This is a genomic window from Pseudomonas sp. PA-1-3F (genome assembly GCF_021609665.1).
In the GTDB taxonomy this organism is placed as follows: domain Bacteria; phylum Pseudomonadota; class Gammaproteobacteria; order Pseudomonadales; family Pseudomonadaceae; genus Aquipseudomonas; species Aquipseudomonas paracarnis.
On the sequence record NZ_WJZD01000007.1, the window covers coordinates 75945 to 100873 of the forward strand.

The window sequence follows — 24929 nt, forward strand, 5'->3', positions numbered from 1 at the left end:
ACGCCGGTCAGCGTACCTTGCCCCGTCTATCAGGTTGCAAGGTACTCGGCCAATGTCGCGGCACAGGCCTGCACCGCCCCATCCAGTATCAATTCATAACCATGGGTATTTTCCGTTGGAATGGCCAGGCAGCCGGCGCGGGCACAGGTCCCGTTACTCATGACCGCACTGGCATCCGAAGCGAAATCCACCAACAGCGCATATTGGGGGCTGTAGCCGCAGCGCTCTGCGGCAGCCGCCAGGTCGTTGACCACCGCCCGGGTGTAATAGCCTTTCTGGTCCCCCGTATTGATGATCGGGTCGACGGCCAGGCGCGTGCCGTATTCCTGCATGACCGGCCCCACCTCCACCGCGATGGTGGTGTCGCCGGGTAGCGTCGACGCGGCATACATTGCCCCGGCATTGCACTCCTCTTCGAGCGTGGTGAATACCAGATAGACATCCCTGGCCAACGCCTCCCGGCGCGAAGCCAGCAGCTGGGCTGTATGCAGAACGGCAGCAATCGGGGCGCGGTCATCCAGAAAATGCGCGGCAATGGCATCGCCCACTTGGAAGGGCTCACGCCAATGACGGCTCAGCACCACACGGCTTCCTGGCCGAATGCCGTGCTCGCCTAATGCCTGGGCAGTGCATCGCGTGATCACATGAACGTCGTTCCAGTGCACATCGCCCGAGAGCACATCAGCCCCTTGTGCCGTATTACTGGTGGCGTGCATCGAGCCAAAGGACAGCACGCCAGGAAGGATGCGTGTGTCCCCCAGGATATCCACCGGGCACACGCCAAAGTTGACCGGGTTGGCCCCACCCAGCGCCGTCACCCGCAACGTGCCATCCGCCTCGACGCGTTTAACCACCATGGCGATTTCATCCATATGTGCCATGACTTTAACCGCACCGGCAGGCTCGGCATCGCTGTGCTTGCCCTTGATCAAACCCACCACATTACCCGCCTGATCGACCCAGGCCTCATCGCACAACGGCGTCAGGCTTTCCAGGCATATGGCGCGCACCTCGTCCTCCTGACCGCCCGGCCCGCGTGCCTGGAGCAATTGGGTAAGCAGCGTCGACGCTGGATTTTCAGTCTTGTGCATGGGATGAACACCTCACTGGCAGGTAAGCAATTGCGCTGTCAGCGCCTCTATAAAAAACGACCTGATGAATGAGTGAGTGTTCAACTCAAAGCATTTTGAACGCCCCGTACGCGCGTCTTTCCAACGAGAACAGGATCAAACCTGGCTTTGATCATCGCGCATGAACACACCGGCAACAGGAGGCAGCCGACCATGACTGACAACCCCATCCATCAAGTGACCCAATCCCTGGCCGCAGCACTGACGCTGGCCCTGCTCAGCGCCTGCGCTGGCAACAACTCACCCACGAATGTCGAGGCCCCCGGAAAACCCACAACACCCTCGACCCGAACACTGGAAGCCGGCGCCGCCCTGCTGCAATCACGCCCGCCGATTGACGCACTGAACGCCTACCTGGACGGCTTTCACTTCTACAACGGCCATCCCGATGTACAAATGGAAGCCCATCACTACTGCGCAATCCTCAATGAAGAGGTTATCCAGTGCGTGATCTACGACGGCAACCGCAAGGATGCGAAGTTGATGGGCGTGGAGTACATCATCAGCGAGGCGCAGTTCAACACGTTGCCCGCGCCTGAAAAGGCGCTGTGGCACAGCCATGTGCATGAAGTGAAGTCAGGGCAACTGGTCGCGCCGGGAATTCCTGAGGTGGCGGAACATGCGCTGATGGAGAAGCTGGTGCACACCTACGGCAAGACCTGGCACACCTGGCATACCGATCTGGATAAACGCCTCCCGTTAGGCGTGCCTCAGCTGATGATGGGCTTTACCGCCGACGGCCAGGCTGACCCGCGTATGGTCGCCGAACGCGATAAACGCCTGGGCATCGACAGTGCCGACAAGAAAAAGACGCGCGCCGATATCCCCGCGCCGCCCATCGCCCCTGGGGCGGACGCGTGGCGCCAGGGCACGGTTATCCAGATCGCCGACCCGACCCTGAAGGCCCATCAACATTGACACCGCCATTCAGTCATTTGGATTGAACGATCATTTGCGGGCCTTTCTCTACCCAAGACCAGCAAAAGGAGGATGTCATAATGATTGATACCGCAACCGGAATGAGGCCTGGCGAGCGATACGCCGTGGAAAACCTGGAGCGCACACCGAACTTCAGCGGGTTTTTCCTGGACGGAAAGTACTACCTGGGCCCTGAATTGATGACGGCCGTCGGATGGCTTGAAGGCCAGACTTTTATCTATGATGAGCTCGACGCCACAGGCGAACCGGTGTTTCCCGACCGCGTCGCTGGCACCGTCGAAAACCTGACCCTGATACTGACTGACGGTACCCGCCTGCAACTGCACCCGGTGCCCGTCCACGTGCCCGAGGATTCGCCTGGCGTCATGCAGGCCAAGGGGAAACTGCACGGCAAGACCGTGGTGATCACCGGCGCCTCCAGTGGCATTGGTCGCGCGGCTGCTCACGCCTTTGCCGAGCAAAGTACCCGCTTGATATTGGCGGCCCGAGATGAAAAAGCCTTGGAAGAGGTGGTCGAGGAATGCGCTGCGCGTGGCGCCGAGGCCATCGCCGTTAAAACCGATGTAACCCAGGGCGACCAGATGCGCGCCCTTGCCGAACAGGCGGCGGCCTTCGGCAATGGCCGCATCGATATCTGGATCAACAACGCCGGAGTAGGCGCCGTCGGCAGTTTCGAGGACACGCCCCTGGAAGCCCACGAACAGGTGCTGCAAACCGACCTGCTCGGGTACCTGCGCGGCGCCCACGTGGTGTGGCCCTATTTCAAAGCCCAGCACCGCGGCACTCTGATCAACACCTTGTCGCTGGGCAGTTGGGTAGCCCAGCCCTATGCCGTCGCCTACTCCGCCAGTAAATACGGCCTGCGCGGCCTGACTGAGGCACTGCGCGGCGAGCTGACTGACTACCCGGATATTCATGTGTGCGACATCTATCCCGCCGTGATGGACACACCGGGCTTTCGCGATGGCGGCAATTTTACCGGCCACGAGTTGACGCCACCGCCACCGGTCTACGACCCACATAAAGTCGCGCAAGCGATGGTGGCCTGTGCGTTGCAACCGAGGGACAGCACCACGGTAGGCAGCGCTGCCACCGTGGCCCGCGTCGCGCATTTTTTGCTGCCTGGCTTTTCGCGGCTATCCGGCTGGCTTACCCGCCTCGGCCTGGAGCGCAGCCAGCGCGCCGCGACCTCTACGGGCAACCTCTACACCCCGGCAAGCGGCGAACGTCGTGTCGAAGGCGGCTGGCGGCAAACCCGCCGTACGCCCTATGGGATGGTTGCAATAGGCGCAGCGCTGCTAGTGGGCAGCGTTGTCGTTGCGCGCAAATATTCGGCTCGTCACAAATGAAAACGGGGCAAATCCCGAATAGCAGCCAGTCAAGCGCAACTCCTCTGTGGGAGCGGGCTTGCTCGCGAAGGCGGTGGATCAGTCACGTCAATGTTTAATGGACGGACGTCTTCGCGAGCAAGCCCGCTCCCACATTTGATCTTCGTTGTTCCCTTTACATGAGGTAACCCAGCATGTCTTACGACTACCAAGGTATTGCCAGTGTCATCACTGCCTCGCGCCATCTTGGAACACCCTCAGATGAACGCCTTAACGAATCAAAAAACATTCAAATGACCAGTAGCGGTAAACCGACCATCGCGCGCCTGGACTTTGACACGCCAATGGATTGGCCTGGCAATCCCAACTTTATCACCGTCAATTTGCCCGACGGATCCTCCGTCAGCGGTGTCATCGCCGAACTGCAACGCCCGGCCGATGGGCCTGGATGGGTCACCTTTACGGTAGATGATTAGGCTTCATCCATGCCTTGCGCCCAGTCATCGAATTGTCGGACAACTTATTTGAATTATTTTTGACGTCAAATATCTGTAGTTCATGAGTATCAAGGAGGCCTCATGAAACACAACGACCTATTCACTATCGAGTACCAGCTGCATGGCGAGCCCAAGTCCTTCATCGTGCGCGCGCCGCGCATGGACAATGCCGAGGCTTGGCATTGGGCCAGTTGTGACGCTGGTGTGGCGGTCATCCCCAAATTCGGGCAACACACGTTCAAGCGTGTGTCCAAACCGATGGCGGAGAAATACGGCATTACCCAGGTGCGCTGGAGTGGCGCGGCACAGATTCAATGGGCGGAGGGCCTCAGAGGATGAACAGTCAGACTCTTGGTTACACAACTACAAACAGGCGGGACGACGAAGTCGCGCGAAATGCCGAGATGTTTTTCGAAGCGGATCGATTGGATGCGTTGGCGTACGAGATCATTGAGTCCTACAGCGGCGATGCGCATACGTGGGCGCGCTTTACCGAGGCGAAGAAACGTGCGGATGCGCAGCGTACGGTGGCCTATCGAGAGTGGATGCGAATTCATCGTTCCAAGCGGAAATAACGTCAGCCTGTGGGAGCTGGCTTGCCTGCGATAGCGGCCTGACAACCAATCAGGATGTCAGGCCGAGTGTATATCCCCTCGCGTTCACGCCCCTGACTCAGGGTCTGTTGAAGGCCCTCCAGGAGCGACACCGCCTTGCCTCTGTGCCTGTTGCCCGCCTGCCGGTGCCTGCGACTTATCGTTTCGCTTAGCCGCCGGCGGGCGCACCTTGCGCTCAGAAGGATTCGGTTCGTGGTGCTTCGAGGCTTCGCTCATACTGCCCTCCTCAATCACTGATCAAAGTATCGGCTTGCCACCCGTCACGCCGTAGCGTTCGCCGGAGATGTAGCTGCCTTCATCCGACGCCAGCAGCACATAGATCGGCGCCACTTCCACTGGCTGGCCTGGGCGTCCCAATGGGGTGTTGCCGCCAAAGTTTTTCACCATGTCCGGCGTCATCGTCGAGACAATCAACGGCGTCCAAATAGGCCCGGGTGCCACGCTGTTGACGCGAATCCCCCGCTCGCCGAGCATCTGCGCCAGGCCGGCGGTGAAGTTGGCAATCGCGCCCTTGGTGGCCGCATAGGGCAACAGGCTGGGGTTGGGCATATCGGAGTTGACCGAGCTGGTGTTGATGATCGAACTGCCCTCGGCCATATGAGGCAGCGCGGCCTTGCAGATGCGAAACATCGCGGTGATGTTGACGTTGAAGGTTTTCACCCAGTCCTCGTCGGGGATGTCTTCCAGCGATTGATAGGTCATCTGGAACGCTGCGTTGTTGACCAGCACATCGATGCGGCCGAACTTCTCCACGGTGTCGTTGACGATGGCCGTGCACTGCGCCGCATCGCCCAGGTCGCCGGGCAGTAACAGGCATTGACGACCCGCCGCCTCGACCCAGCGTGCGGTCTCCTTGGCGTCTTCATGTTCATCCAGATACGACACCGCCACGTCCGCGCCTTCACGTGCGAAGGCAATGGCCACGGCCCGTCCGATGCCGCTGTCGGCCCCGGTGACCAAGGCGATTTTATTGGCGAGCCGGCCCGAGCCTTGGTATGACTGCTCACCGCAATCGGGCATCGGGTCCATCTTGCGCTGCTCACCGGGTACGGGCTGTTGCTGGGCGTTGAAGGGTGGTTTTGGATAGCTGTTCATCAGAACGTCTCCTGGGTGGGTTTCTCTTTGCGAGGGTTCGCCAGGAAGCGAAGTTCAGACGGATTTTCAGAAAATCGGATAACCGTGCAACCGCGATGGCCACTCGTCAGTTTGATTAAACCTTCCGCAGGTTGCGTGCCTCAACCGGCAGTAAGTGGTCCGTCGAATGACCGGGTGGCTTCAAGGCTTTTTTTGTTGGCAGCAGGTTTTCAGCTATATTTCACTGTCGGTTCAGCCCTCGCCCACGTTGTTCAAGTTCTTCCCCCTACACCCGTCTTCCTGTGCGCCGTTATCCAAGGTTGGTATTTATGAAGTCTGCCCCCCCGCGGTCCCCCAACGTTCCGCAACGCAAAGATCTGACCCCCAGTAACTTGAATTTCCCGGTGGTGGGTATCGGTGCCTCAGCGGGCGGGCTGCAAGCCGTGAAAGCGTTCTTCGAGCACATGCCCAGAGACTGCGGCATGGCCTTTGTGGTGATCCTGCATCTTTCGCCCGACCATCAAAGCGTGGCAGACAAGATCATCCAGGAAACGACCCGCATGCCGGTGTCGCAGGTCAATGACGCCACGCCCATCGAAAAGAATCACGTGTACGTCATCTCCCCGGCGCAGCTCTTGAAGATGAACGATGGTTACCTGGCGGTCTCGCCTGCCGTGCGCGAAGGTGGATCGCACATTGCCATCGACCTGTTTTTTCGCGACCTGGCAGACACCCATAAAGAACGCGCGTTTTGTCTGATCCTGTCTGGTACCGGCTCAGATGGCGCGGTAGGGCTGTCGCGCATCAAAGAACAAGGCGGCATCACCCTGGTACAAGCACCGGAAGACGCCGAGTACGATGGCATGCCGCTGGCGGCCATCGAAACCCAGATGGTCGACCTGGTGCTGCCTGTGGTGGAAATGCCGCAGAAGCTGCTGGAACTGTGGCGCAATGCCCAGTCGATTGTGCTGCCCACCGCCAACGACCCTGAGATCAAGACCACCCCACCCAGCACCGAGCGCGATGCCGCCGTGGCCGAGCAGCTGTTGCTGGATATTCTGATCCAGTTGCGCGCCAGTACCGGGCATGACTTCAAGCATTACAAACGCGCCACGGTGTTACGTCGTATCGAGCGGCGCTTGCAGGTCACGGCCCAACCCGACCTCGCCACCTATTACAACTTCCTCCAGGCCAACCCGGACGAAACCAAGGCTTTGCTGGGCGACATGCTGATTGGCGTGACCAACTTCTTTCGCGACCGCGAGGCCTTCGAAGCGCTTGAGCGGGACGTGATCCCCAACCTGGTGAAGTCACTGGAAGACAGCGTGCCGCACCGTGAGGAGGTGCGCATCTGGTCGGCGGGTTGCTCCACCGGCGAAGAGGCCTACAGCCTGGCGATGCTGGTGGCCGAGCAACTGGCGCTGGACGCCAGCGGTGCAAAGATGCAGGTGTTTGCCACCGATATTGACGAGCGCGCCATTACCCATGGCCGCAACGGCGTGTACCCCGAAGCGATCATCACCGACGTACCGCCTCAACGGTTGCGCCAGTACTTTGCCAAGGAGAAGAACCAGCACTACCGGGTGCGCAAGGAAATTCGCGAAAAGGTACTGTTCGCCAAGCACAGCCTGTTGGCCGACCCACCGTTTTCGCAGATCGACCTGATCGTGTGCCGCAACCTGTTGATCTACCTGGACCGCGAAGTGCAACGCGACATCCTGCAAATGTTCCACTTCGCGTTGCGCCCCGGAGGTTACCTGTTTCTCGGCTCCTCGGAGTCGGCCGACGGCTGCCTGGACCTGTTTGTACCGGTGGACAAGCGCAACCGCATTTTCAGGGTGCGTGCCGGCTCGTCCGCCGTGCGTCGCGCCCCGACCATGCCGCGAGGCGGCTACCTGCGCCCGAGCGCCACGACGCTGGCGATTGAAACCAAGGTGCCCAGCAAGGTCTCGTTCGCGGACATCCATCTGCGCGCTCTGGAAAAAGCCGCGCCGCCCAGCGTTATCGTGAATATGCAGGCCGATATCCTGCACATGAGCGAAGGCGCAGGTCGATTCCTGCGCTACGTGGCCGGCGAGGTGACGCACAACCTGCTGACGTTGGTGCATCCCGATTTACGCCTCGATATCCGCACCACCTTGTTTCAGGTCCAGCAATCGAATAGCCCGGTGTCTTCGCGCAAGATCCGCATCCAACGCGAGCAAGGCCCCTTCCTGGTGGACATCAGCGCCCGCCCCTACCGCGATGAAGCGACCGAAAACGACTACGTGCTGGTGATCTTCCAGGAAACCGCCGTCGACCCACAGCTGCCCGACATCGACACCGTCAGCCAGGCCGAAAACGCGATCATGAGCAACCTGGAGCGCGAGCTGCAACGCACCAAGTTGCACCTGCAGGACACCATCGAACAGGCGGAAGTCTCCAGCGAGGAACTCAAGGCCTCCAACGAAGAAATGCAGGCCGTCAACGAAGAACTGCGCTCGGCCACCGAGGAGTTGGAAACCAGCAAGGAAGAGTTGCAGTCGATCAACGAAGAATTGCTGACCGTCAATTTCGAGCTCAAGACCAAGGTGGAAGAGACGGACAAGGTCAACGACTACCTGACCAACCTGATCGCGTCCACCGACATCGCCACGGTCTTTGTCGACCGCAACATGCGCATCCGTTGGTTCACGCCACGGGCCACGGATATTTTCAGTATGTTGCCGGTGGACACCGGACGCTCATTGCTGGACATCACCCACCGCCTCAATTACCCGCAAATGACCGAAGACGCCGCCACCGTGTTTGAGTCCCTGAGCTTGATCGAGCGGGAAATCAGCAGCAACGACGACCGCTGGTACATTGCGCGGTTGCTGCCTTACCGCTCCAGTGAAGACCACATTGATGGCACCGTGCTGACCTTCATTGATATCACCAAGCGGCGTCAGGCCGAAGAGGAACTGCGCCTGGGCGAGGAGCGCATGCGTCTGGTTGCCGAGAGCACCCACGACTTTGCCATCATCATCCTCGATGACCACGGCGCCATCACCGACTGGAACACCGGTGCCGAACTGATCTTCGGCTACACCAAGGACGAGGTGCTGGGCGCTTACTACGACCTGATTTTCTCCCCGGAAGACCGCTCCGCTGGCGTGCCGGAGAGCGAACTGCGCACCGCCCGCGAACATGGGCGTGGCGAAGATGAACGCTGGCATGTGCGCAAGGATGGCAGCCGTTTCTATTGCAGTGGCGAGGTGACGCAGCTCAAGAGCGACAGCTTGCGCGGCTACGTCAAGATTGCCCGCGACCTTACCGGCCACAAACGCACCCAGGACGAACAGAATCAGCGCTTGAAGGAAACCCAGACCAAAAGCCATCTCAAGGATGAGTTCTTCGCGGTGATGTCCCACGAACTCAAGCATCCGTTGAACCTGATCCAGCTGAACGCCGAACTGTTGCGGCGCTTGCCAGCCACCAAGGTCGCGGGCCCGGCCATCAAGGCGGTCAATACCATCTGCGAAGCGGTGTCCAGCCAGGCGCGGATCATTGACGACCTGCTGGATGTCGCCCGGGTTCGCACGGGCAAACTGAAGCTGAAAAAGCAACCGATCGACCTGATTCGCACCCTCAAGGACATTCACAGCGTGGTCCTTGCCGACGGTCATCGTCGCCAGGTCAGCCTTCAGACACCTTCGGTGCCGGGCCCGTTGATCGTTGACGTAGACCCCACGCGCATCGAGCAAGTGATCTGGAACCTGGTCAACAACGCCCTGAAATTCACCCCCGAAGACGGCCAGGTGCAGTTGGTGGTCAGCCGCTCGGACGGGCGCGCGCAACTGGACGTCATCGACAGCGGCGCGGGCCTGGCCCAAGAAAGCCTGGAAGAAATCTTCGACCTGTTCGGGCAAGCGGAAAACCAGCACCAGACTCACCAGCGCGAAGGCCTGGGGATTGGCTTGTCGTTGGTGCGGCAGCTGGTGGAGGCCCACGGCGGTTCGGTGAGCGTGCATTCGCGAGGGTTGGGCTTCGGTTGCACCTTTTCGATCTGGTTGCCGCTGTGCGAACAGCAGGATCATCTGCTGGATAGCGGCGCTACCCAGAACGAAGATCAGCGCCTCAATGGCCTCAAGGTTTTACTGGTCGATGATTCAGCCGAAGTCCTTGAGGTGCTGAACATGCTGCTGGAAATGGAAGGCGCCCAAGTGAGCGCCTTCAGCGACCCGTTAAGCGCACTTGAAACAGCCCGGGATGCCCAGTACGACGTGATTATTTCGGACATCGGCATGCCTAAAATGAATGGCCATGAGCTGATGCAGAAGCTGCGCAAAGTAAGCTACCTTCGACGGGCTCCCGCCATCGCCTTAACGGGCTATGGCGCTGGCAATGACCAGAAAAAGGCGACTGAATCGGGCTTTAATGCGCATGTCAGCAAACCCGTGGGCCATGACTCGTTGATCTCCTTGATCGAAAAACTGTGCCGCTCACGCCGTTAGGGTTTGGGCTGACGGTCAAGGGTAGATGAACTGAGAGAAGCGCACGGACGCCCCTGTTGGTCGCGACACCTGGGTATCCACGCTGCCCACCGTGTCGCTGCGCAAGGTCAGGTACAACACGGCCTGGCCGGCGCTGTCACTCAGCATCCAGACGCTTACACCCTCCCCGGCCGCCCTGGCCTTGAGCGGCTGCGGCTGGAGCGTCTCGATATTGAAACCGCGCAGCAGCTCACCGCTCAGCTCGACCTCCAGGGGTTGTTGCGCCTTGCCTTGCACATGAATCACCAGCCCATCGGAGGCGCCATTGCGTAAAAAGCGTTGGTACTCCACGCGCAACTGCCCATCGGCACTGCGCACTTCGCGGGTGCTCAGCGGCCCGCTGGAAAACAGGCCCGCCAGGCTCAGCCCCATCAGCACCAGCAGCGCGTACCAACCCACCCTTTCAAAGCGCCAGACCTTGCGCTGCAAGGCCATATCTTCCGGTACCGGGTAGTTGCGGCTCTGTAAGTCGTCGGGGTCTGGGTTGTTCATAGCGCGGCCCGGACTCAGCCCTTGCTGTGCTCGGGAGAAGACGGCCCCTTGGTGACACCCCTTGGGCCGGCAATCGCCCATATCGCGGCGCCCAGGAACGGCAGTACCACGACGACAGCACTCCAGCCTGCCTTGCTGGCCGATGCGTTATCGCTGCGCCAGATGCTGTTGATGATCCACGCGTCGAGCAGTACGAGGATCACTGCCAGGCCTATCCAGAAGTAAGTGGTTTGCATGATGCACCTCCAGGTTATGTAACTTTTGGTGCGCAGGCGCAGGCAGGGTTCATTATTTTTGGGCTTTCTGCCTGGCGCTTGGTTTGCCGCCATCATGCGGACAACTTCGCCGATCCATTCAGGAACGAACCGCTTTAAACAAGACAAGCTGAAACGTATCAGCTTTGGAAAAAGCACGAATTATGCACAAGTGCATTTTTAACCTTGACCCATAGCGACGAGTCCTCTAAATTCAAATAACTGTATATGAATACAGTATTTTGAATCCCTTCATGGACGAGGCTTACTATGAAAAGCACCCCTTCGAAATTTGGCAAAACACCCCATCAACCCAGCCTGTGGACCCGCGCCGATGCGCTCAAAGTCCATGCGGACGACCCCACCACCACCCAGCCGCTGGTCAGTGCGAACTTCCCGGTATTGAGTGACGAGGTTTTTATCTGGGACACCATGCCGCTGCGTGATATCGACGGCAACATCACCTCCGTTGACGGCTGGTCGGTGATCTTCACCCTCACTGCGGATCGCCACCCGAACGACCCTCAATACCTCGATCAGAATGGTAACTACGACGTCATCCGCGACTGGAACGATCGCCATGGCCGGGCAAAGATGTACTACTGGTTCTCCCGCACCGGCAAAGACTGGAAACTCGGCGGCCGGGTAATGGCTGAAGGGGTTTCGCCCACCGTGCGCGAATGGGCTGGCACGCCGATCCTGCTGAACGAACAAGGCGAAGTGGACCTGTACTACACCGCCGTCACGCCCGGCGCGACCATCGTCAAGGTGCGTGGCCGCGTGGTGACCACCGAGCACGGCGTCAGCCTGGTGGGCTTCGAGAAGGTCAAGCCACTGTTCGAGGCGGACGGCAAGATGTACCAGACCGAAGCGCAAAACGCCTTCTGGGGCTTTCGCGATCCATGGCCATTCCGCGACCCGAAAGACGGCAAGCTGTACATGCTGTTCGAAGGCAACGTGGCCGGCGAACGCGGCTCGCACAAGGTCGGTAACGCCGAAATCGGCGACGTGCCACCCGGCTATGAAGAGGTCGGCAACTCGCGCTTCCAGACCGCCTGCGTCGGGATCGCCGTGGCCCGCGACGAAGACGGTGACGACTGGGAAATGCTGCCACCGCTGCTGACCGCGGTCGGCGTCAACGACCAGACCGAACGCCCGCACTTCGTGTTCCAGGACGGCAAGTACTACCTGTTCACCATCAGCCACACCTTCACCTACGCCGACGGTGTAACCGGCCCGGACGGGGTATACGGCTTCGTCGCCGATTCGCTGTTCGGCCCGTATGTGCCGTTGAACGGCTCTGGCCTGGTACTGGGCAACCCGTCCTCCCAACCGTTCCAGACCTACTCGCACTGCGTCATGCCCAACGGCCTGGTGACCTCCTTCATCGACAGCGTACCGACCGACGACACCGGCACGCAGATCCGTATCGGCGGCACCGAGGCACCGACGGTGGGTATCAAGATCAAAGGGCAGCAAACGTTCGTAGTCGCCGAGTATGACTACGGCTACATCCCGCCGATGCTCGACGTTACGCTCAAGTAAACGGAGGCTGTAAGACAACGGGTTTGAATTCGATGACAAACCCGTAGTGGATAGCATCGAGATATCCCGTCTGATGCAACTTACCCCACCTCACTGGCTACAAGGATGTAGCCAGTGAGGTGGGGTGCGCGCTGTGCCTGTGGCGAGGGAGCTTGCTGCCGTAGCGGTCTGACAGCAGACGCTGATCTCACTGACACGCCGAGATCCAAATGTGGGAGCTGGCTTGCCTGCGATAGCGGTCTGACAGCCGACACCCTTACCTGAATAACGGATAGGCACGCGGTCTGATTCAACCTGCCAGTGGGCTGCCAGGCCGTCTTCGCAGGCAAGCCAGCTCCCACATTTGTACTGCGGGGAGTCAGGTAGATACGCCTAGGCTGACAAGCCGTCACGGGAGCAAGCTCCCTCGCCATAGGTCCAGCGTCACATCACCGTTGCTTGGAGATTCAGGAAATATAAATCCCCGCCCCATTCAACTGAGTCATATTCACGCTAACCAACGTCACAGAATTGTCCCCGAAGGACAGCAGCGCGTTGTCCTCGAACATCGAGACATGGGAGCGATAATCGTATTGCTGTCCCAAGTCAGGAATACCCATGAACACCAGCTTATCGCTGGCCTGGTACCCCTCGACCCGGTCATTACCAAAGAGGCCGTTGAACAGGAAAGTAGTGCTGCCACCACCCGACACCATCAGGTCATTGCCCACCCCGCCAACGGCGTGACCCACAATAAGCCAGGTCAGCGCCTGGCGGGTGATGTGTCCACGGCCTTTGCGCTGCTGCTCAAGGCCACCCAGGTCGTGCGTCCGCAAGCCGCCACCAGCATCGTATTGACCTGCACGATTTCCATCACCAGCCATTGGCTGAGCAAACGCCTGCCGGACATCACCTCTTGTGTCGGCGGCGCAGTTGCGCGGAGGATCGACCCTAGTTCCAAAGTGCGCAACCTCGACCATGGCGATGCTGATCTGGCGATGCGCTACAGCCCTCGCGAGCATGCACTGAGCCATTCGGCGCTGTTGCAGCACTTCATCAACGGTTTGCTGCGCGCCGCAGGGCAGCCGCCGGCATCCTCCGTCAGGTGTTTTTTTTCAGTTGCGCGAGGTAACGCTCCACTTCCCCCGATAACCAATGGGAGAACTCGCGCTGTTTATCTTCCGAACTTTCCCTGGGTGGCCACACCAGCCAATAGGGGTACGCGTACGGTGCACTGACGTCACACAGCTGGATCAGTTCGCCCCGCTCGATAGCGTCATGCACCAGGCTGCGCCGCTCCAGCGCGATGCCTTGCCCCAGGCGAACGGCTTCCAGCACCAGGTTGGAGTCATTGCTGCATAAACCCTTGCGCTCGCTGCCCATCTCGACACCTGCAGCCTCGCACCAGGGCAACCAGGACTCAGTGTTGTAGATGATGGTGCTGTCGACCACCTCCTGCGGTGTCTGCGGCAGGCGCCCGCCATTGAAATGAGGGGCGGCAACCACAACGACTTCATCATGAAACAACAGCTTTTGCTCGACGCCCTCCCACTCCCCCTTGCCCATGCGGATGCCGATATCCACTGACTCCTGATGCAGATTGGAGATGGTCAAGCTGGCTTGCAGACGAATGCCGATATCAGGGTAAAGCTGCTGAAACCCCGGTAGTCGCGGTAACAGCCAGGACCGGCCGAACGACGGCAGAACCGCTACCACCAACTCCCCCATCTTGGGCTGTGCCTGGATCAATCGGGTGGCCTCGGCGATGTCGCCCAGCGCTTTGCGGATCTGCAACGCATACAGGCGCCCATCCTCGCTGACTCGCAAGCCGCGCCCTTCGCGCACGAATAGCGTCAACCCCACAATTTCCTCCAGCACCTTGATCTGCTGGCTGATAGCAGAATGCGTGACGTGCAACTCCTTGGCAGCAAGGGTGACGCTCCCCAATCTGGAAGTGGCTTCGAAACTGCGCAGGCATGTCAATGGAGGAAATGCACTCATGTAAGCTCAGCTAACCTGTTCTGGTAAAAATTATCGATATTTTGAGGGCTATACCAACGTTAAAGTAACCTCAAATTAACAACTCCTGCCAGCCACGGGCGTCTTTGCGTTCCACCGTCACCTCGAGAACAGCGGAGCGTCTTCGATGAAAACCACCCTCATGGAACCAAGCCTCCGGACCACCCGCCTCAACCAGGCCCCGCAGGTATTACTGACGAAAATGGGCCAGGGGCGCCATGCCCTGAAATGGCTGGTGACCAAGGATCAACTACTCTCCTTCTGGCTGGAGCAGCAGACCTATGTGATCGCGCTGAAGGGCCGCCACTGGATGACGTCCCAAGGCATTGATGTCTGCCTGGAACAAGGGACTTTCACCTGCCTTGCGCCGGGCCTGATCCTGCTGGAAGGCGAAGGGGAAATTGCGCTGTACCTGGCCGACTACGAGGCCACCCCCCGCGCCTGGGGGTTGCTGCTCAACCTGTACAAGTACCTCAAGCATCCCCACTGCACGTTGAAAATTACCCTGACGTAAATGGAGGTTTCATGAAACTGGTCGGCATGCTGGACTCGCCTTACGTGCGCCGCGTAGCAATTTCCCTGGATCTTTACGGCGTCGACTTTGAGCATCAGCCACTTTCGGTATTCAGCACCTACGAACAATTTGCCAGCATCAACCCGGTGGTAAAAGCGCCCAGCCTGGTGCTGGACGATTCAACCGTACTGATGGACTCAAGCCTGATTCTCGATTACTTCGAAGCGTCGGCCCCGATTGATAGAAAGCTGTTGCCACAGCAAGCCAGCGCGCGCGTCCAAGACCTGCAGTTGATTGGCCTCGCCCTTGCTGCCTGTGAGAAAACCGTACAGGTCGTGTACGAACATAACCTGCGCCCCGCAGAAAAACTCCACGAGCCCTGGCTCGACCGAGTAACCGGCCAGTTGCTGGCCGCCTACTCGGCCCTGGAAAAACGCCTGGCTCATGCGCCGGATGCAGGCTTGACCCAAGGTGCCATCAGCGCTGCAGTGGCCTGGTCTTTCAGCCAGTTCACAGTGGCCTCAGTGATTAACGCCGAGGCCTTCCCGCACCTGCAGCGCCATGCTGGGAGGCTCGAGGAACACCCGGCCTTCAAGCGATACCCCATCGCATAAGCCCCCTGCAACGTACCGCGAGCCGGCACCTGCCGGCTCTTTGCCCTGCGCTCACATGAACGGCCTCTATGTACACCGTCTTTTTCTCACCCACCGCCAATGGCTATAAAATGCTGCTGATGCTGGAGGCCTTGGCGGTCAGTTATGACATCTGCCACATCCATCTCGCCGGCGATGAACAACACCTTCCCGCGTATCTGCAGGTGAACCCGAACGCCAAAATCTCGGTGCTGCTGGACAACGACAACCAGCAAGTGGTGGTGGAGTCTGCCGCGGTGCTTCTATACCTGGCGGAAAAACACGCACGTTTTGGCGGCACATCGCCCGTACAACGCTGGCAAGTGATGCAGTGGCTGATCTGGCAAGTCAGCAGCCTGGGGCCGATGACTGGGCAGAGTTACCACTTCCATCATCAGTTGCCCCAACCCGATGGGTACTCGGCTACGCGCTATCTGAACCAGACCCACACATTGTGGTTTTGGTTGATTGCGTAAGGCACCTGGCTGAACTTATCCGCGGTCGGCGTCGCAAAGCGGTCGCTCAGCAGTTGTTGCTCATGCGCCAATACATTGATCGCAAAGCCCTGCGCCGCAATCGGTAGCAGCGTCGCAGAGCCCGATAGCTGCTTGGGTTGTAGCCGATTTCCGTCAGCCCCAGCACGGTCCACCGTAGCTTGCGTCTCGATTTCCTCCAAGTGATTGTCGGGCTCTTTACGCGCTTCTAGACTCCGCCGCCGTGGGGCAAGTCCCTTTCCCATCATGATTCCCACAGGCGGCACGGCGCAGATTTTTTTGCCGCCGCCATTCGCAAGGAGAATTTCCTGGGCGGCGCTGAACTGAACTCAAAGCCGCGACCCCCAGAGGCCGTCAGGTCAACTGCTCGACGGTCAATAACCCGAATCACTGCATCCTTTCCATCACCATGGATCAGGACAGGAAGGTTGTCGGGTTTGAGGCCGATGCAGGCAAACCGCTGCTGCCCAGTGGTTACCAGTCAGTCAAATTTGGGCCGCCTTCGCCCTCTACGTTGATGCTGGCGAACAAAAAACGAAGCCTACCAACGTCATTTTCACCAACAAAGGATCGTCCTCGACAATGAAACCCGTCATCGTCGCCATCGCCCTACCGCTCTTTGCAGGCTGTGTCACGCCGAAATATTGGGAAGCTACCGGCGGCAACTCGTCCGATGGGCTGGTCCAACTCTCCTACGTACATACGCCATTCGAGCTCGGCCAAATCCGGGAATCCCAAGGTTTGGCGATCGCCACGGGGCGCTGCCAGTTTTGGGACTACGCACGCGCAGAACGCGAAGGTGCGGAGAAATCCGTGTGCCGAACGATGGGGCAATTTCATTGCCTGGAAACCACCGTGACTCAGGATTATCGGTGCCAAATGTGACATCCACCCAAAGCGCAACGAGGCAGTTTGGAAAACCGAATTAAAGGTGCAACGCGGGCGTGGACTCGCGAACGCCATGGACAGAAGGAACCCGGACACGCAGCGCAATCAGCAACGCAGCCAGCAGCATCAGCATCGCTGCCGCTATGAATACGCCCGCGCTGCCACCGAGGCTGAACACTGCTCCGCCAGCGGCGGCGCCCGTGGCGATGGCGGACTGCACAGATGCCACCACCATGCCCCCGGCGCTTTCCGCCTGATCAGGTACCGCGCTGGCGACCCAGTTCGACCACGCTACCGGCACACCGCCGAAGGCCAAGCCCCATATTGCCAGCAGTACTGCCTGCACCGGCAACGAGGGTGGCAACAGCACCAACGCCAGTGCTGCAACCCCGACCAGCGCAGGCATTAACACCAGAGTGGCCAGCGGGTGGTGCTCCAGCAGCCTGCCAGCCAACAGCGTGCCGAAGAAGTTCGCCACACCGAACCCCAGCAACATCAGCGACAGCCCTTGCGGGCCGATGCCGGTAGTGCCTTCCAGGAATGGCCGAACATAGGTGAACATCGCAAAGTGACCGCTATGCACCAGCACACAACCGAACATCCCCATGGCGATGCCCGGGCGCTGCAACACTTCGAAAACGGTGCGCAGACGTGTCGGCCGGCGCGGCGCGAGGCGCGGCAAAGTCAATGACTGAAAAGCCAGGGTCACCATGCCTACCGCCGCCGCTGCAAAGAACGCACTGCGCCAGCCGTATAGCCCACCCAGATAGCTGCCCAGCGGCACGGCAACAACCGTCCCGATAGCAATCCCGCTGAAAATGATCGACAGCGCCCGAGGCAACAAAGCACTCGGCACCAGGCGCATCGCCACCGCCGCAGCCATGCTCCAGAACCCGCCTAGGGCAATCCCCAGCAAGATGCGCATCAACAACAGCACCGCGAAGCTGGAGGAAACGGCGACCAGAAGATTGGAGGCAACCATCAGCGTTGAAAACCCCAGCAACACCCAACGTCGGTCGATACCGCGGGTCAGGCCTGGCGCCAACAAACCGGCGAACAGCGCTACCACTGCTGTCACCGTTACCGCCTGGCCAGCCAGTGCTTCGGACACTCCCAGATCAGTCGCCATCAGTGTTAACAAACTGGCCGGAAGGTACTCAGCGGTCAGTAATCCGAACACCCCCATTGCCAGCGAGAAGACCGCCATCCACGCGGGGGCCGCAGGCTCCGCCTCCGAGAAGGCGCCGGGATGGCGGTTGGATACGGCATTACATATACAGTCAGTCATTGCATGGATCTCCAGTCTTCATTTCAAGCCGCAGTCTAGGCGCCGGAAACTGGATGATCTATGATCAAAAACCTCTAATTTTTGACTAAAACACCTGAACAATGTCTGCAAAACAGTTTGCTCTTTCCTCGGATCTCATCAACGAGCTGTTGCGCGGTATGCGCCTGCGTGGCGTCGAATACCGGCGTATACAAGCCAGTCCGAGTTTCGGTTTGGGCTTCGCTGAAAAACCTGGGCATGCCTGGTTCCATTTCATGGCGGTCGGCAATGCGGTGCTGCGAATGGAGGACGGCACCACCTACGCGCTGTCTGCCGGCAACGCCGTGTTCATCTCCCATGGCGCGGCCCATCAACTGTCTTCCCATGCGGACGCACCTGTTCAGGACATCGACGGTCTAGACAGCGTCCCCCTCGGTGACACCGTGAGCGCGGTGCACACCGCAACCGATGCCAGCCCAACGCCGAGCACTATTTTGTTCAGTGGTTGCATGGAGTTTGAACTGGGCAGTATCCATGGCCTTGGCAAACTGATGCCGGGCCTGATGTTGATTGATGCCGGCGGCCAGCGCTACCCTGGACTGGTGCCTATCCTGACCACCATGGAACGCGAGGTCAGCGCCGCACGTGTGGGCTTCGCCGGCATCCTCGCGCGGTTGGCCGACGTGGTGGCCGCCATGGTCGTTCGCGGCTGGGTGGAGTGCGCTTGCGGTAATGCCTCTGGCCTGGTCGCCGCCTTGCGCGATCCACGCTTGGCCGGTGCGCTGCTAGCGCTCCATCAACAACCGGGCCGCGACTGGACCGTTGCCCAGTTGGCAGAGCAATGCAATACCTCACGCTCAGCCTTCGCGGATCGCTTCCAGGTGACGATTGGCATGACGCCGCTGCGCTATGTCACCGAACTACGAATGCGGCTTGCAAGCCAGTGGCTGACCCTCGAAAGGCTGCCGATCGAAGAGGTAGCACAGCGCTTGGGCTATACATCCCAGGCCGCTTTCAGCCGCGCATTCAAACGCATTACGGGCAAGACACCGGGATCAAGTCGCAAGGTGAGGCAGCCCATTGTTACTTGACGCTGAGCGCACGTAGTCGACGATCTGTGCCTCTGAATCATTTAACGCCCGTTACGTCGAGTAATGGGTCACGGCAGTGCAACACCGGCTAAAGGACTGTCAAGTATGACAGTAGACGCCTGCGACGACTCACCTGAGAATGAACGCCACGCGGCAAGAATCCCAGCCTCTGATCCTGGGCCTGCACGTTTGCCGCCAGCACTCGATGAGAGGCTCAGTCATGGAGATCACTGAATGCCGCGCCGCAGACAACGTCATCTTGACATTAAAGCAGCCGATGAACGCGCGACGCACACGCCTGCTGTGCGGGTATCTGCGCCAGATCAATCCGCCGGCCGAGTATTTGATCCTGGTCGAGGAATGGACGGCGCAAGCCCATTACGTGCAGTTCAACCAGATTACAAGGTGCGCGCGCATGACCAAAAAACTGCGGCCACGCCTTGCCTGAGCATTCCCTCATGAAGGTACGTTCACGCGCCATCAGCGTAACGCTGGCGATCGGTTTGTTCACCACCATGGGGGGGCAGGCAGAACGCGGCCTCATTGAGCAGCCCCAGATGGAGCACCCTGCCCCCTTTACGAGCGCAGCGCCTCACCGATTTCTTCAATAGCAAAACCAACGTCATGCCCCGCACGAATCAACTCCGCGAACCGCAGCATCACTGAAGAGCCGACATCGTGGGACAGCGCCAAGGTCATCAGTTCGCGTATCGGTTCATCAAGCGCTGCTTCGACGCTGGGAGAACACGCCTGCCCTGTGAGCCAGGCAACAAGGGACGAGACCCTATGGCCAGGGGTATCTTCATCAACACCCAAAATCTCGCCTAACACCATTCCCAGTGTGCCTGCAGGATGTTGTTCCGGGCGGCTCCAAGTCTTGAGCTCAATTGACTCTCGCTGCACCTTTTCCAAGTTCCGCCGAATCTTTCCAGGAATGGTCGCCGCCGCTTTGGGGCGATTGTAGTACTCGCGGTTAGCTAAACTTGCGGCATCCCTGACAACCTTCCAGGCCACCGACCAAAGCTGTGAAACACTGTAGGTATGCAAAGCTGCGCGCATAGTACTTTTGATTTCTGCCAGCTCTTGTTCCGACAGATCATGGTTATAGAGTTCGCACTGAGCGCCCAGATAGCGCATGACATCGGCGACTGCGTAATCAAGCCACAGGTTGAACAGCCCGTCAGCATCGGTATACACCCTATCCGACAGGTTACGAATGACCTCGTCCGCACGCCTTGATGCGACATCTGGCGCCAAACGATAGACAACCTGGTCCCTCAACACCCAAATCTCATCGCCCTCCCAATAGTAGGTGCCCGGGCTTGCTTTACTGGGGTCATCAAGGACGAGCCCAGCCTCACGCAATTGCAGCATGAAGTCATCGACATATCGAGGCGCCAGCCCTCGACAATCACCCGGTCTGAAGCCGCCATTGGTCAACCTCGGGGTAACAGCCCTGTCCAACGCCAGCAGAAGCACCACCTGATTATCCGGGACCGCTGAGTAGTCCACCGTACGGGTTAACTGCTTGCGTACGTATTCGGCCAACTGCCGTTCAAGCTCTGCGGCTTTGGTCTTTTTAGCCTCAAGCGCAATGGCGTCATGGTCGTTCTGACAAAGCGTACAAAGCTTCGTGGACCGTTGAGGGACCTTTTTGGCCACTGAGCGATTTTTGATTTCGATCAATTCCGCACACTTGGGGCAGACCTGATTATCATCGAATGCATTGCAACGTTGCCGTACGAAGCTGGCGAGTGTAACGCCTGGGGCCATTTCAATAACGTCCGTCAGAGCACTCACTTTTTCAAGGTACTGCCCTGACTCATCGACAGCCCAGTACCGCTCGATCAACTCAATTTCTTTAGGGTCTTCGGTCAACATTTGCAGCTTGATTGCCATGTAAGCAGTCCTGTTCCGCGTGTGATTATTTCGCACCCAGTCATCGCTGACTTATGGGCGTTCATAGGTGAGAGCTGTTGCGGCGAGCCTCTCGACCTTGTTCGGTTTTTTCTTTATTTGACGTTCTTCCAACAGAGTCCTGGGCAATACAAACCCTTCAAAACTGCGCTGTGTAATCGGGTTATTAGCCTTCTCCGCTCCAATCCGATAACGCATCAACCCATCGGCGACTGAAAAGGTCAGGTCCACACTGGTGTCGGTGCGGCCATTTAGGTGCCCGCGACTCAGCAGCCGAAACAACGACCACGGCCCGCGGTAGCTCAGGCTGGCGGTGTTGCCGGTGCTATGCACCAGAGTCAGTTGACTGCCATTGCTGTTGCCCAGGCTGTTGGGCCACACCAGACCGGTGCGTTGCGGCGCGCCGTGCTGGTAGGGGATCAGTTGGCCGTCGACGCTGAGCATGCTGCTCAGGCGAGTGGCGCTCAGGGCCAGGGGTTCGATGGTGAGTTGCACGGCCAGGTGGCCGCGATGGTTGAAGAAGGTGTCGCGGATGCGCTCGGCCTTTTTCAGTTGCTCCAGCACGTCGCTGCGTACCAGGTAGCCGCCGAGGCTGTCGGAGTACAGGGCATCGAGGTTGTCCTTGAGGAACACGTTCAGGTATTGGTCGTGGAACTGCTGCAGACGCCCCTGCGGACCGAAGAAGGCTTCGAAGTCTTCCAGCGAGGCGTCCTCGCCACTGGCCTTGAACGGATAGCGGCCCGCCAGACGCTCGCGGTAGAAGCTGTAGATTTCAATGTCCCAGCGTTTTTCCAGCTCGCGCAGGGCGGCGATCACCAGCACTTGCGAGGTTTGGTCGGCGAGTTTTTTGACATGCTGATTCAACGGCTCGGGCAGCCCCACGGCGACGCGTTGCAGGTTGGCGATGGGGTCGGCGCGGCCCAGGGAGAAGCGGTTGAGCACGGTTTTAAGGGCGGCTTTACCGGGGTCCGGGTTGTCGTGCACGGCTTTGGCGTAGTCATAGACGGCGCTGACCGAACGCAGGGTTTCTTCGTAATAGGACGGCTGCTCGCCTCGTGCGGTGATCAGCTCTGACAGACTTGAGAATGCGCGCCGAATCCCTGCTGCTTGTTGTTGCCCCTCGGGCACCTTGTCCAGCTTGAGCGGCGTTTGCCCTTCAGCCAGGGGCACGGCCGGGTAGATCACGCTGTTGTCACGCAGGGTTTCCAACAGCCGTCGTAGCGGTGCAGCCGGGCCGGTAACTTGTTCCAGCACCGCCACGCCGTGGCTGAGGTCGTCAAAGTCGGTGACCGCGAACTGGTTCAGCGCACGCCGCCAGCTGTCGACGTAGTCGGCGCTGTACAGGGCGCGGATACGCTGGGTCAGCACTTTGCGGTCTTCGTCGGAGTAGTCCAGGCGTTGGCGTTCGCCGAGCACCCACTGGTCGATCATGGCCAGTTCGATGATGCCCTCGGTGCCGGGTTCAAAGTAGTCCTTGAAGCCCTTAGCGGTGAGCAGCGGCGGCAACTGCAGCCCGCTGCCCTCTTGATCAGTGTTGAGCGGGCGATAGACGATATCGAACGCCGGGCCGACCTCATTGCGCAAGTCCAGCGGGCGATGCAAACGCTCCAGAGCGTCCTGTTTCAGGCTCATATAGACCCGTTCGGCCATGGGTAACTGGCGCAGTTGCTGCTGCACTTGAGTGATGCGCTCGCGGTAGTTCGGCAGGTCGGCATCGGCGTATTTCAGCGCGTAGCCCAGGTGCCCCATCAGATCGGCTTGCAACTGGCCCTGGCCTGGATAGGCACGCTGCCATTGCTTGGCGACCCATTCTTCGACGATGGCCGGGCGGCGGTTTTGGCGTTCTTCGAGCATGCGGTAGACGCGCAGGGCCGCCAGTTGCTGATTGCTGCCGGCGGGCGCAGTATTGATGGCCTCAAGCACTCCGCTGGCAATTGCGGGCAGGAAGCGTTTGGACAATAGATTTAGATAAGCCTCATCCACGGTAGGGCCAATCGCCCTCCCCTGGTACAACCCCATATCCGATAGCAACGGCCAAGCCTCACGGTAGTCGCCGTAAATCAGCACCGCATCACGGATCTGGTCCAGGGGCAACAACAGGTTGCGCCCGGTGGGGTCGACCTTGGCGTCGATGTCCCGCTCACTGAACTCCTGACTCTTGGCCAAGACGTTGGCCGCCTTGTCGCGGTTGATATTGAAGTAAAACTGCCAGGTGCCGATGACGACCAAACAGCCCAAGGAGGCGACGCTGAACCCGGCGATCAACAACCGCCGCTTGCTGCGGGCCACCTTGATGTTGTCGCCCGCCAAGCCTGCTTCGGGGTAGATCACGCGCTGGAACAGTTGCTGGGCAAAGTAGATGGCCGTGCCACCGACTGGTTTGACTTCGGGTGGCGGTGGCGGCAGTTGATAGGCTTGCCCCGCTTCTTTGACGAAGGCGTTGCTCAGGGTGCCTTGCTGCAAGACCGAGGAAAAATACAACCCGCGCACCAACGCCGGCGTGGTGAAGCGATCGCTGCCGAGCATTTCACTGAGGAAGCCGAACAGGGCCGGGCGCAGGCCCGCCATCTGATGCATCAGCGCCTGCAAGCGATCACACTCATCCAATGTGCGCGACGCCCTGGTGCTGTTGAAAACCTGCTCGGTCAGGCAGTCGACAAAGGTTTGGTATTGGTGCGTCAGCTCTGCCAGCCAGGCATCGAAATCATCCACTGCGTCTAGACTGAAGGTGAAGCCCAGCAGGTCTTCACGCCCACTGCGCGACAACCGGGCGAAGAACTCTTCGAAGCCTTCCAGCAGGTCGAACTTGCTCAGCGTTATGTACACCGGTAAGCGCGTGCCCAACTGCCGCGTCAGTTCAAACAGCCGGGTGCGCAGCAGGTTGGCGTGGGCCTTGCGTTGCTCGGGACGCTGCGCCAACAAGGCCTGCACATCGATCACCAGCACCACGCCGTTCAATGCTCGACGGCTGCGGTTGCGCGTTAGCCAGTCGAGCAAGTGTCGCCATAGGCGCGGGTGGGTGCCGGCGGGCAATACCGGTTTGACCTTGCCCTGCTGCTCGATGTCTTCAGCCGGTGAATCCGAGTGACTGAGGAACTCACCCGGCGGGTCGATCAAAACTGCTTCGTCGCCAATCCACCAATCCACCGGATAGGCCAGTTGCTCTTCCTGATGGGCCCGGACCCCGGCCTTGGTCACATGGGACAAGGCGAAGCTCTGGTTGGAACGTGTGATCAGGCTGGTCTTGCCGGCATTTTCCTCGCCGAGCACCAGGTACCACGGCAGCTGATAGAGCGAACGGCGGCGCTCCATGTTGTTCAGCAGGTTGCCCAGGCTCCGATCCAGGGCCCGTTCCTGCGCCTCGATATAAGGTAGGCAAGGATCGGCCTGTACCGCGGCCTCATGCTGGCGCTCAACCTGCGAACGCTGATAACGATTACGCACCCGCCACGCCCAGATCAGCAGCGGCACCACCAGCACCACGACACTGGCCGAGACACGCATCGCCAGGTCACCCAGCGGCTGATGCTCGCGCCAGGTCCACTGCGGGCCCAGCCACCAGATGGCGATCAATAAAAACACCACGCCCAGCAGCACCAGTACCGGCACAGCCTGGTTGAGCTGACGCAGCACCGGCAGGCCCCAGCGTTTGAGGTAACCCCAGACCATTTTCATGAATCGCTCCTAGCGTATTTGTAGAGTTCGTTGCCCACCGACAGGCTGAACATGACCCCCTTTGCT

The 24929-nt window shown here is 59.5% G+C and carries 22 protein-coding genes; 13 read left to right on the forward strand and 9 right to left on the reverse strand.

Translation table 11 applies throughout. From position 1 onward, the window contains the following. Positions 1-29: 29 nt before the first annotated feature. Positions 30-1091, reverse strand: coding sequence for a M28 family peptidase (locus GIV26_RS06685; RefSeq protein WP_236279711.1), 1062 nt, complete (start codon positions 1089-1091; stop codon positions 30-32). 192 nt (positions 1092-1283) lie between these two features. On the opposite strand from GIV26_RS06685, the gene GIV26_RS06690 reads away from it, so the two are divergent. From GIV26_RS06690 to GIV26_RS06710, 5 genes are all read left to right on the forward strand, one after another. Further along, positions 1284-2048: an OBAP family protein gene (locus tag GIV26_RS06690; RefSeq protein ID WP_236279712.1), complete on the forward strand. Its 765-nt coding sequence runs from the start codon at positions 1284-1286 to the stop codon at positions 2046-2048. Positions 2049-2128: 80 nt separating this feature from the next. Beyond that, entirely contained in the window at positions 2129-3418 is a 1290-nt protein-coding gene (locus GIV26_RS06695) for an SDR family oxidoreductase (protein WP_236279713.1), read from the forward strand. A 173-nt stretch (positions 3419-3591) separates the two neighbouring features. Next, positions 3592-3873: a hypothetical protein gene (locus GIV26_RS06700; RefSeq protein WP_020303208.1), complete on the forward strand. Its 282-nt coding sequence runs from the start codon at positions 3592-3594 to the stop codon at positions 3871-3873. A gap of 102 nt (positions 3874-3975) precedes the next feature. Next, the gene (locus tag GIV26_RS06705; RefSeq protein WP_003190423.1) at positions 3976-4233 is read left to right on the forward strand and encodes a DUF6555 family protein; all 258 of its coding nucleotides are present in this window, start codon (positions 3976-3978) and stop codon (positions 4231-4233) included. Beyond that, positions 4230-4469 carry a hypothetical protein gene (locus GIV26_RS06710; RefSeq protein WP_034127094.1) on the forward strand — a complete coding sequence of 80 codons (240 nt, stop codon included), beginning with the start codon at positions 4230-4232 and terminating at the stop codon, positions 4467-4469. Before GIV26_RS06705 ends, GIV26_RS06710 begins: the two co-directional genes overlap by 4 nt. A 276-nt stretch (positions 4470-4745) precedes the next feature. Here GIV26_RS06710 and GIV26_RS06715 read toward each other — a convergent pair whose 3' ends face one another. Beyond that, positions 4746-5603 carry an SDR family oxidoreductase gene (locus GIV26_RS06715; protein ID WP_014718015.1) on the reverse strand — a complete coding sequence of 286 codons (858 nt, stop codon included), beginning with the start codon at positions 5601-5603 and terminating at the stop codon, positions 4746-4748. Between the two features lie 308 nt (positions 5604-5911). On the opposite strand from GIV26_RS06715, the gene GIV26_RS06720 reads away from it, so the two are divergent. Continuing rightward, positions 5912-10057: a CheR family methyltransferase gene (locus tag GIV26_RS06720; protein ID WP_236279714.1), complete on the forward strand. Its 4146-nt coding sequence runs from the start codon at positions 5912-5914 to the stop codon at positions 10055-10057. Between the two features lie 15 nt (positions 10058-10072). Here the strand turns inward: GIV26_RS06720 and GIV26_RS06725 are convergent, their stop codons facing one another. Together GIV26_RS06725 and GIV26_RS06730 are read right to left on the reverse strand one after the other, a co-directional pair. After that, on the reverse strand, positions 10073-10588 hold the full coding sequence (locus GIV26_RS06725) for a hypothetical protein (RefSeq protein WP_060763616.1): 516 nt from the start codon (positions 10586-10588) through the stop codon (positions 10073-10075). A 14-nt stretch (positions 10589-10602) separates the two neighbouring features. After that, a complete protein-coding gene (locus tag GIV26_RS06730) occupies positions 10603-10824 on the reverse strand; it encodes a PLDc N-terminal domain-containing protein (RefSeq protein WP_003190416.1) in 222 nt (73 codons plus the stop codon). Between the two features lie 288 nt (positions 10825-11112). Here GIV26_RS06730 and GIV26_RS06735 point away from each other — a divergent pair, with 288 nt between their 5' ends. After that, on the forward strand, positions 11113-12387 hold the full coding sequence (locus GIV26_RS06735; RefSeq protein ID WP_236279715.1) for a glycoside hydrolase family 68 protein: 1275 nt from the start codon (positions 11113-11115) through the stop codon (positions 12385-12387). Between the two features lie 446 nt (positions 12388-12833). Here GIV26_RS06735 and GIV26_RS06740 read toward each other — a convergent pair whose 3' ends face one another. Continuing rightward, positions 12834-13388, reverse strand: coding sequence for a hypothetical protein (locus GIV26_RS06740; RefSeq protein WP_236279716.1), 555 nt, complete (start codon positions 13386-13388; stop codon positions 12834-12836). A 79-nt stretch (positions 13389-13467) separates the two neighbouring features. Beyond that, positions 13468-14367 carry a LysR substrate-binding domain-containing protein gene (locus GIV26_RS06745; RefSeq protein WP_236279717.1) on the reverse strand — a complete coding sequence of 300 codons (900 nt, stop codon included), beginning with the start codon at positions 14365-14367 and terminating at the stop codon, positions 13468-13470. A gap of 145 nt (positions 14368-14512) precedes the next feature. Here GIV26_RS06745 and GIV26_RS06750 point away from each other — a divergent pair, with 145 nt between their 5' ends. The 4 genes from GIV26_RS06750 to yecR all read left to right on the forward strand — a co-directional run bounded on the left by GIV26_RS06750 (position 14513) and on the right by yecR (position 16910). Continuing rightward, complete coding sequence (locus GIV26_RS06750) at positions 14513-14899, forward strand: hypothetical protein (RefSeq protein WP_236279718.1); 387 nt, start codon at positions 14513-14515, stop codon at positions 14897-14899. Positions 14900-14910: 11 nt separating this feature from the next. Continuing rightward, positions 14911-15513, forward strand: a complete 603-nt coding sequence (locus GIV26_RS06755) for a glutathione S-transferase (protein ID WP_236279719.1) — start codon at positions 14911-14913, stop codon at positions 15511-15513. A gap of 68 nt (positions 15514-15581) precedes the next feature. Further along, positions 15582-16007, forward strand: coding sequence for a glutathione S-transferase family protein (locus tag GIV26_RS06760; RefSeq protein ID WP_236279720.1), 426 nt, complete (start codon positions 15582-15584; stop codon positions 16005-16007). A gap of 600 nt (positions 16008-16607) precedes the next feature. Further along, on the forward strand, positions 16608-16910 hold the full coding sequence (yecR, locus tag GIV26_RS06765; RefSeq protein WP_236279721.1) for a YecR family lipoprotein: 303 nt from the start codon (positions 16608-16610) through the stop codon (positions 16908-16910). A gap of 40 nt (positions 16911-16950) precedes the next feature. On the opposite strand, the gene GIV26_RS06770 is transcribed toward yecR, so the two are convergent. Continuing rightward, on the reverse strand, positions 16951-18201 hold the full coding sequence (locus tag GIV26_RS06770; protein ID WP_236279722.1) for an MFS transporter: 1251 nt from the start codon (positions 18199-18201) through the stop codon (positions 16951-16953). Positions 18202-18302: 101 nt separating this feature from the next. On the opposite strand from GIV26_RS06770, the gene GIV26_RS06775 reads away from it, so the two are divergent. Both GIV26_RS06775 and GIV26_RS06780 read left to right on the forward strand, forming a co-directional pair. Then, a complete protein-coding gene (locus GIV26_RS06775; protein ID WP_200582942.1) occupies positions 18303-19271 on the forward strand; it encodes an AraC family transcriptional regulator in 969 nt (322 codons plus the stop codon). 220 nt (positions 19272-19491) lie between these two features. Continuing rightward, entirely contained in the window at positions 19492-19719 is a 228-nt protein-coding gene (locus tag GIV26_RS06780; RefSeq protein WP_054895720.1) for a hypothetical protein, read from the forward strand. A 128-nt stretch (positions 19720-19847) separates the two neighbouring features. On the opposite strand, the gene GIV26_RS06785 is transcribed toward GIV26_RS06780, so the two are convergent. Continuing rightward, a complete protein-coding gene (locus GIV26_RS06785; RefSeq protein WP_236279723.1) occupies positions 19848-21170 on the reverse strand; it encodes a hypothetical protein in 1323 nt (440 codons plus the stop codon). A gap of 51 nt (positions 21171-21221) precedes the next feature. Continuing rightward, on the reverse strand, positions 21222-24863 hold the full coding sequence (gene tssM, locus GIV26_RS06790) for a type VI secretion system membrane subunit TssM (RefSeq protein WP_236279727.1): 3642 nt from the start codon (positions 24861-24863) through the stop codon (positions 21222-21224). Positions 24864-24929 lie beyond the last annotated feature (66 nt).

Bases quoted from the DNA above. Each gene is read 5' to 3' on its own strand.
- GIV26_RS06685 (WP_236279711.1), bottom strand. From the start codon at position 1,091: ATGCACAAGACTGAAAATCCAGCGTCGACGCTGCTTACCCAATTGCTC.
- GIV26_RS06690 (WP_236279712.1), top strand. From the start codon at position 1,284: ATGACTGACAACCCCATCCATCAAGTGACCCAATCCCTGGCCGCAGCA.
- GIV26_RS06695 (WP_236279713.1), top strand. From the start codon at position 2,129: ATGATTGATACCGCAACCGGAATGAGGCCTGGCGAGCGATACGCCGTG.
- GIV26_RS06700 (WP_020303208.1), top strand. From the start codon at position 3,592: ATGTCTTACGACTACCAAGGTATTGCCAGTGTCATCACTGCCTCGCGC.
- GIV26_RS06705 (WP_003190423.1), top strand. From the start codon at position 3,976: ATGAAACACAACGACCTATTCACTATCGAGTACCAGCTGCATGGCGAG.
- GIV26_RS06710 (WP_034127094.1), top strand. From the start codon at position 4,230: ATGAACAGTCAGACTCTTGGTTACACAACTACAAACAGGCGGGACGAC.
- GIV26_RS06715 (WP_014718015.1), bottom strand. From the start codon at position 5,603: ATGAACAGCTATCCAAAACCACCCTTCAACGCCCAGCAACAGCCCGTA.
- GIV26_RS06720 (WP_236279714.1), top strand. From the start codon at position 5,912: ATGAAGTCTGCCCCCCCGCGGTCCCCCAACGTTCCGCAACGCAAAGAT.
- GIV26_RS06725 (WP_060763616.1), bottom strand. From the start codon at position 10,588: ATGAACAACCCAGACCCCGACGACTTACAGAGCCGCAACTACCCGGTA.
- GIV26_RS06730 (WP_003190416.1), bottom strand. From the start codon at position 10,824: ATGCAAACCACTTACTTCTGGATAGGCCTGGCAGTGATCCTCGTACTG.
- GIV26_RS06735 (WP_236279715.1), top strand. From the start codon at position 11,113: ATGAAAAGCACCCCTTCGAAATTTGGCAAAACACCCCATCAACCCAGC.
- GIV26_RS06740 (WP_236279716.1), bottom strand. From the start codon at position 13,388: ATGCTCGCGAGGGCTGTAGCGCATCGCCAGATCAGCATCGCCATGGTC.
- GIV26_RS06745 (WP_236279717.1), bottom strand. From the start codon at position 14,367: ATGAGTGCATTTCCTCCATTGACATGCCTGCGCAGTTTCGAAGCCACT.
- GIV26_RS06750 (WP_236279718.1), top strand. From the start codon at position 14,513: ATGAAAACCACCCTCATGGAACCAAGCCTCCGGACCACCCGCCTCAAC.
- GIV26_RS06755 (WP_236279719.1), top strand. From the start codon at position 14,911: ATGAAACTGGTCGGCATGCTGGACTCGCCTTACGTGCGCCGCGTAGCA.
- GIV26_RS06760 (WP_236279720.1), top strand. From the start codon at position 15,582: ATGTACACCGTCTTTTTCTCACCCACCGCCAATGGCTATAAAATGCTG.
- yecR (WP_236279721.1), top strand. From the start codon at position 16,608: ATGAAACCCGTCATCGTCGCCATCGCCCTACCGCTCTTTGCAGGCTGT.
- GIV26_RS06770 (WP_236279722.1), bottom strand. From the start codon at position 18,201: ATGACTGACTGTATATGTAATGCCGTATCCAACCGCCATCCCGGCGCC.
- GIV26_RS06775 (WP_200582942.1), top strand. From the start codon at position 18,303: ATGTCTGCAAAACAGTTTGCTCTTTCCTCGGATCTCATCAACGAGCTG.
- GIV26_RS06780 (WP_054895720.1), top strand. From the start codon at position 19,492: ATGGAGATCACTGAATGCCGCGCCGCAGACAACGTCATCTTGACATTA.
- GIV26_RS06785 (WP_236279723.1), bottom strand. From the start codon at position 21,170: ATGGCAATCAAGCTGCAAATGTTGACCGAAGACCCTAAAGAAATTGAG.
- tssM (WP_236279727.1), bottom strand. From the start codon at position 24,863: ATGAAAATGGTCTGGGGTTACCTCAAACGCTGGGGCCTGCCGGTGCTG.